The sequence below is a fragment of the Rhodococcus sp. EPR-157 genome (genome assembly GCF_001647195.1).
Lineage (GTDB): Bacteria > Actinomycetota > Actinomycetes > Mycobacteriales > Mycobacteriaceae > Rhodococcoides.
Map to the genome: position 1 here is coordinate 1 of NZ_LVCV01000030.1, position 4,825 is coordinate 4,825.

Below are 4,825 nucleotides of genomic sequence, written 5' to 3' on the forward strand. Positions count from 1 at the left end.
GATGGGAAAGGTCAGGGTATCGACGATGATGTCCTCGTGGCGCAACCCCCAGTTGGTGGTGATGTCCTCGATGAGTCGGTCGGCGACCCGCACCTTCCACTCGGCGGTACGAGCCTGGCCTTCCTCGTCGATGGTGAGTGCGACGACGGCCGCGCCATGCTCCTTGACCAGCTTCATGATCTTCTGGAAGCGGGAATCCGGTCCGTCGCCGTCCTCGTAGTTGACCGAGTTGACCGCACTGCGTCCGCCGAGGTGTTCGAGACCGGCCTCCAAGACCGCTGGTTCGGTGGAATCGAGCATAATAGGCAGCGTCGATGCCGTCGCCAAGCGTGATGCCAACGCTGCCATGTCGGCAGCGCCGTCGCGGCCGACGTAGTCCACGTTGAGGTCGAGCATGTGGGCGCCGTCGCGCGTCTGGTCCTTGGCGATGTCGAGGCACTTCTCGTAGTCCTCGGCGAGCATCGCGTCGCGGAATGCCTTGGAACCGTTCGAGTTGGTTCGCTCGCCGATCATCAGAATGCTGGCGTCCTGCTCGAACGGAACGGCCGAGTACAGCGAAGCGACCCCGGGCTCGGGAGCCGGGACGCGCGTTGCCTTCGTCGTCCCGTGGACGAGGTCGGCCACCTGTCGAATGTGCTCGGGAGTGGTGCCGCAGCAGCCTCCGACCAACGACAGTCCGTATTCCGAGACGAAACCGCCGAGGGCAGTTGCCAGCTCGGGCGCCGTCAACGGATACTCCGCGCCCCTGGGGCCCAGCGTCGGCAGGCCGGCGTTGGGCATGACCGAGACAGGGAGCGTCGAATGCTTGGACAGATGGCGCAGGTGCTCACTCATCTCGGCAGGCCCCGTCGCGCAGTTCAGCCCGATCATGTCGATGCCGAGGGGCTCCAACGCAGTCAATGCCGCGCCGATCTCGCTGCCCAGGAGCATCGCACCGGTCGTTTCGACGGTCACATGCGTGATGATCGGAATCCGCACACCCAGTTTGTCCATGGCGTGCTGGCTACCGATGATTGCCGCTTTGACCTGAAGCAAGTCCTGGCAGGTCTCGACGAGGATGGCGTCGGCGCCGCCGTCGATCATCCCGAGCGCAGCCTCGGTATATGCATCACGCAGGACCGCGAACGGTGCGTGTCCGAGGGTCGGCAGCTTGGTGCCGGGACCCATCGAGCCGAGAACGAAGCGGCCCATACCGTCGCGTCCAGGGCCCATCTCGTCGGCGGTCTCCCGCGCGAGCCTGGTGCCCTTCTCCGACAGTTCCCGGATTCGATCGGAGATGTCGTAGTCCGCGAGGTTCGGCAGATTGCAGCCGAACGTGTTGGTTTCTACGGCGTCGGCACCTGCGTCGAAGTAGGCGCGGTGGATCTCGCGCAGCACGTCGGGGCGCGTGTCGTTGAGGATTTCGTTGCATCCCTCGAGGCCGAGGAAGTCGTCGAGCGCGAGGTTGGCGTCCTGCAGCATCGTTCCCATAGCCCCGTCGCCGATGACAACGCGAGTTTCGATCGCATCGAGCAGACTTGTCTTGTGTAGCGCAGGCATCACTACAGACTAGTGGGCTTCATGCCGTGCCCACGACAGCGCGGGCTGGTCGTAGGCTGTCGTGGTGAGTCCCCGAAACCGAGACGGCAATTTTCCCGCCGACCGAGACGACACCGAACACGGCAATTCGGACAGTGCGGCCGAATCCCTGCTGGCTGCGGTGTCCTCGGCTGTGTCGAACGCAACACCGATTCCGTCGGATTCCGAAGTCGACTCCGACGACGATCTCGACGAGGAACTCGAACTTCCGTCGCTACGCAACCCCATCCTGGTGGCAGCGTTCGAGGGCTGGAACGACGCGGGCGACGCAGCGAGTGGAGCTGTCGAACATCTCGAATTGATCTGGGATGCGACCCCGCTGGCCGAGTTGGACTCCGAGGACTACTACGACTACCAGGTGAATCGTCCGACAATCCGGCAGGTCGACGGCGTCACCCGCGAGATTGCGTGGCCGTCGACCAGGTTGTCGGTGTGTTCGCCTCCCGGCAGTGCCCGCGATGTCGTTCTCCTACGCGGGATCGAACCCAATATGAGGTGGCGGAGCTTCTGCGACGACCTTCTGGAGTTCGTCGAGCAGTTGGGTGTCGACACCGTGGTCATCCTCGGCGCGCTGCTGGCAGACACGCCGCATACTCGTCCCGTTCCGGTCACCGGTAGCGCGTACAGCGTCGAGGCTGCCGAGCGCTTCAATCTCGAGCAGACGCGGTACGAGGGTCCGACCGGCATCACCGGCGTCCTGCAGGACGAATGTGTCAAAGCGGGCGTCCCTGCGGTGTCGTTCTGGGCGGCGGTCCCGCACTATGTGTCACAGCCGCCCAATCCCAAGGCGACCGTCGCGTTGTTGCAGCGAGTCGAAGATGTCCTCGACATAGAGGTGCCGCTCGGCGAGCTTCCGACGCAGGCCGAGGACTGGGAGGAAGCGGTCACCGAAATGACGAAGGAAGACGAGGAGATCAGCGAGTACGTACGCACTCTCGAGGAACGAGGCGACGCGGAGGTCGACATCTCCGAGGCCATCTCGAAGATCGACGGCGACGCCATCGCAGCCGAGTTCGAGCGCTACCTTCGACGCCGGGGACCAGGCAACTTCGGCTTGTGACTGCACCAGCCGCACAGTGGCTACGGCGGCCCGGTGAGTTCTTTCTGATCCCCACGTAACGCAGGCGCAGCGGCGGTGTCACCCGCGCACCGCAACCTGGTGTCCATGGCAAGCACACCGCGGTTCCTTCAGGGCGTCTTCCCGTTCACCGGACATGGACTCGGCAAACCCGAGGCGGTGGATTCGTCCACCACGTTCGTCGTGCCTTCGGGATCGATCGCTCAACCGCTGTACTTTCGCGGAGGCAACTCCTCCGACGAGCTGATCGTGGTGTCGCTACTCAAAGACGGCCAGCCGATGCGCATGTTCCCCATGGGTGCCAAGAGCGGGGTGAACATTCCTCTTCGCGTGGTCGAGGACGTCGATCCCGACTCGGTGCTCGAGCTCGTCGTCGCGGCACCCGAAGGCACGACGGGCGAGGTCGTCGTCGACTTCGGCTTGGTGTTGATCTGATGAACGGCGCTCCCAGAACGCGGCTACTCGTCGTCGGGAACGGGATGGCAGGAGCCCGGACCGTCGAGGAGATTCTCAAGCGCGGTGCCGAGAAATTCGACGTCACCATGATCGGAGACGAGCCGTACGGCAATTACAACCGAATCATGCTCTCGCATGTGCTTGCCGGCGAGACGGGCGTCGACGACGAGGACCTGCTCCTCAATCCGATGAGCTGGTACCGCGAGAACGGCGTCACCTTGTTCGCCGGGGACCGGGCGGTCGCCCTCGATCGGTTTGCGAAGTCGGTCCGCTGCGAGAGCGGACGCATCGTCGAGTACGACATTCTCATCATCGCCACGGGCAGCAACACGTTCTTCCCCAACATGGACGGGCTACGGGAACCCGACGGACGCCTGGCCCGCGGCGTATTCGGCTTCCGGACGATTGCCGATACCAACGGAATGCTTCAGATGGCGGCATCCCAGGACGATTTGCGTGCGGTCGTGATCGGTGGTGGGCTACTCGGCCTGGAGGCTGCGTACGGGCTACGCACCCAGGGTCTCGACGTCGACGTCGTGCACTCCCCCGGTCACCTGATGAACCAGCAGTTGGACGAGCGTGGTGGACGCCTGCTGCGCAACAAGATCGAGTCACTCGGCGTCGGTGTGCACACCTCGAAACGGACGACCTCGGTACTTCGAGACGAATCTGGACGCGTCGCCGGCGTCGGGTTCAACGACGACACGTCACTACCTGCAGACATGATCGTCGTGACGGCCGGAATCAGGCCGAACGTCGAGTTCGCACGTGGCGGCGGCCTCGTCATCGAACGCGGAATCGTCGTCGACGACCAGTTGCGCTGCGAGGACGAAGGATCCATCTACGCCGTCGGCGAGTGCTGCCAGCATCGCGGTGAGGTGTACGGGCTGGTGGCGCCGTTGTGGGAGCAGGCCGTCGTGCTCGCCGAGCATCTCTCCGGAGCGAATCCATCCGCCGCATACCACGGTTCACGATTGACGACGAAACTGAAGGTCGCCGGCGTCGACGTCGCGGCGATGGGCGTGAAGGGCCCCGAACGTGACGACGACGAGTTCGTTCAGTTCTACGAACCCAGAAGCGGGACCTACAAGAGCGTGGTGGTCCGGGACGGAAAGCTCATCGGAGCAACGCTTCTCGGCGACATCAGCAAGGCCAACTTCCTGACCCAGGCGTTCGACGAGAAGGTGCCACTACCGGACGAGCGAATCAGCATGCTCTTCGACATGGGGACGCCGACCGCAGCAACAGGTGCAGCCGAACTCGCGGACGACGTCCAGGTGTGCAACTGCAACGGCGTCACCAAGGGTGCGATCGTCGCCTGCGTGCATGCCGGGGCGAAATCGATGGGCGACGTCACCGCGGCAACCCGGGCAGGCAAGGGTTGCGGTTCGTGCAAGGGACTCGTGGCCGACATCCTCGCTTGCGCGGCCGGTGGTGCGCTCGAGACCGATCCGGCAGCAGACTGGTACGTCCCATCCATTCCGTTGTCCAAGCCCGCTCTCATCGACGTCATACGCGAGCGCGATCTGCGTTCGGTGTCGCAGGTGTTCACCGAACTCGCGACCGACGGCAGCGAGGACGTGCCGTCGAAGATGCCGCTCGCGTCGCTGCTACGCACGATCTGGGGGCCCGATTGGGTCGACGAGCGCGGCGCCTTGTTCATCAACGACCGCGTGCACGCCAATATCCAGCGCGACGGCACGTTCTCGGTGG

General features: G+C 64.2%; 4 protein-coding genes. 3 read left to right on the plus strand and 1 reads right to left on the minus strand.

What is annotated here, in order from left to right; genetic code table 11:
* Positions 1 to 1,539, minus strand: a 1,539-nt coding sequence (locus A2J03_RS01155; protein ID WP_197480549.1) for a homocysteine S-methyltransferase family protein, incomplete at its 3' end; no start/stop codon positions are given.
* Between the two features lie 190 nt (positions 1,540 to 1,729).
* On the opposite strand from A2J03_RS01155, the gene A2J03_RS01160 reads away from it, so the two are divergent.
* The 3 genes from A2J03_RS01160 to A2J03_RS01170 form a co-directional block, all read left to right on the plus strand.
* On the plus strand, positions 1,730 to 2,638 hold the full coding sequence (locus A2J03_RS01160) for a PAC2 family protein (protein ID WP_156520130.1): 909 nt from the start codon (positions 1,730 to 1,732) through the stop codon (positions 2,636 to 2,638).
* Positions 2,639 to 2,743: 105 nt separating this feature from the next.
* Positions 2,744 to 3,091, plus strand: coding sequence for a molybdopterin oxidoreductase (locus A2J03_RS01165; protein ID WP_068368586.1), 348 nt, complete (start codon positions 2,744 to 2,746; stop codon positions 3,089 to 3,091).
* Positions 3,091 to 4,825: FAD-dependent oxidoreductase (locus tag A2J03_RS01170; RefSeq protein ID WP_068368581.1), on the plus strand; the 1,735-nt coding region annotated here is incomplete at its 3' end. The genes A2J03_RS01165 and A2J03_RS01170, both read left to right, overlap by 1 nt.